This window comes from Pseudomonas sp. RA_35y_Pfl2_P32, from assembly GCF_963970735.1.
GTDB lineage: Bacteria > Pseudomonadota > Gammaproteobacteria > Pseudomonadales > Pseudomonadaceae > Aquipseudomonas.
Genome location: NZ_CAXAQF010000417.1, coordinates 1 through 285, shown reverse-complemented (window position 1 = coordinate 285; position 285 = coordinate 1). Strand labels below are relative to the sequence as shown.

Sequence of the window (285 nt, the reverse complement as noted above, 5' to 3'; positions counted from 1 at the left end):
CAGAGACCTCGATTCTGGAGCTGTACCACAACGCCTTGGGCAACGTGCGCAACTACGCCTACTTTGAAAACCAGTACTTCCGCTACCCGCCGTTTGCCAGGCAGTTGCGTGAATTGGCGGCGGCTTATCTTGCAAAGGGCAGAGACAAAGGCTTGTACCTGTTCGTGGTGACCAACACCCCGAACTCCGGCAACTTCTCCAGTACCACCTATGCGACCTTGCAGGAACTGGGACAGGAGCAACTGATGCCGCAGGCCCAGCGCACACTGACCGAGGACATGCTGC

General features: G+C 57.5%; 1 pseudogene. It reads left to right on the top strand.

The window, feature by feature from the left end:
* A pseudogene (locus AACY45_RS28970) lies at positions 1–285 on the top strand (hypothetical protein); the annotation flags it as partial.